The organism is Streptomyces bambusae (assembly GCF_019400985.1).
GTDB lineage: Bacteria > Actinomycetota > Actinomycetes > Streptomycetales > Streptomycetaceae > Streptomyces > Streptomyces bambusae_A.
This window is the reverse complement of the sequence record NZ_WTFF01000632.1, coordinates 1-1,437: the sequence shown is the minus strand read 5'-3', so window position 1 is coordinate 1,437 and position 1,437 is coordinate 1. Positions and strand designations below refer to the sequence as shown.

Genomic DNA, 1,437 nt, shown 5'->3' with positions numbered 1-1,437 from the left:
GGCCGCCGCCGCGGGCCAGCCCGGTGGGGCGGAGCAGCTGCGGCTGCAGTGGCTGACCGCCCTGGAGGTGCGGGGCATCCGGCCCTACCTGGAGCAGCAGCGGGTGGTGGCCGCGGCCCGCGCGGCCGCACCGACCCCGCGGCTGCGCGGTACGGACCGCAGCGCGCAGGCCCGGCGGCGCAACGCCCTGGAGCACTCCTTCGCCCAACTTCCCGATGTGGGCGGGGTGTTAGCGGGCCGGGGCGCGGAGGTCGCGCAGATCGTACGGTGGGTGCAGGCGGCCCGGGCGAGCACCGAGACCCGCCCGGTCGTGGTCGTCCTGCACGGCGAGCCGGGGTCCGGCCGCACCGCGCTCGCGGTCCGCGCGGCGCACCACCTGCGGGACCAGTTCCGCGGCGCGTGCCTGGTGGACCTGCGGGGCGGTTCCCTGCCGGCCGGCGATGGGCAGTACCCCTACGGCGGCGAGTCGCCGCTGCCGACGCGCGAGGCGCTGCTGCACCTGCTGAACCGGCTGGGCGCACCGCGCGAGCAGCTGCTGTTCCGTGAACGGTCGTCGGCGGAGCAGCAGGTACGGCGGCTGGCCGAGCTCTACCACCAGCACCTGCACGGGCTGCCGGTCGCGGTCGTGCTGGACGACGCGGTGGACGGTGAGCAGGTCCGCACGCTGGTGCCGGAACGCTCGGAGAGCCTGGTGCTGGTGACCGCGCGGGAGCCGCTGGAACTGCCGGCGGACCTGGCGGCGTGGGTCCACCACCTCCCGGTGGGCCGGCTGGACCGCACCGGCAGCGAGGAGCTCCTGCGGGCCCTCGCCGGGACCGGGGCGACCGGGGTGGGGGCGGTGTCCCTGGCCGGGGACGGGGACGGGGACCTGGACGGGGACGGAACGCTGGCCGGGGCGGGGCCGGGGGCGGCTGTCGCCGCCGTGCTGGACCTCGCCGCGGGGCTGCCGCTGGCGCTGCGTGTCCTGGCCCCGCTCACGGCCGGCACCGGGGAACGGGCCCTCGCGCCGTCCGTCGCCACGAATGCCCCGGCCGCCTCGACTGCCGAAGCCTGGCCCGGGCCCGACGCCGCCCCCGGTCTCGTGGAGCGGGTCGTGCGGGTGGCGGACGATCGGTTGGGGGCGGACGCGCGGCGGTTGCTGTGGCGGCTGCCGCTCGCCGGGCGGGCCTCGCTCGGCGCCGCGGCCGCCGCCGCGCTGGCCGACGTACCGGAGCCGGCGGCCCGCCGGACGCTGGAGGAGCTGTGGCGGGCCCGCCTGGGCGGCCGGGGGGGCGGCGGGCGCTAACCCATGCACGACCCCGTCCCCTCCTACCCCCCCCCCCGGGCCGCCGCCCCCGAGGGCCGGGCCGGGGGCGCGGCCGCCCCCGAGCGGCCGATCCGTCAGGACGCCCCGCCCGCCGACACCCCGCACGGGGTGGGTGACGGGAGGGGGCGGAC

General features: G+C 79.8%; 1 pseudogene. It reads left to right on the top strand.

The features are described 5' to 3' along the window. Positions 1-1,282, top strand: a pseudogene (locus GPJ59_RS36195) (ATP-binding protein); the annotation flags it as partial. Between the last annotated feature and the right edge of the window lie 155 nt (positions 1,283-1,437).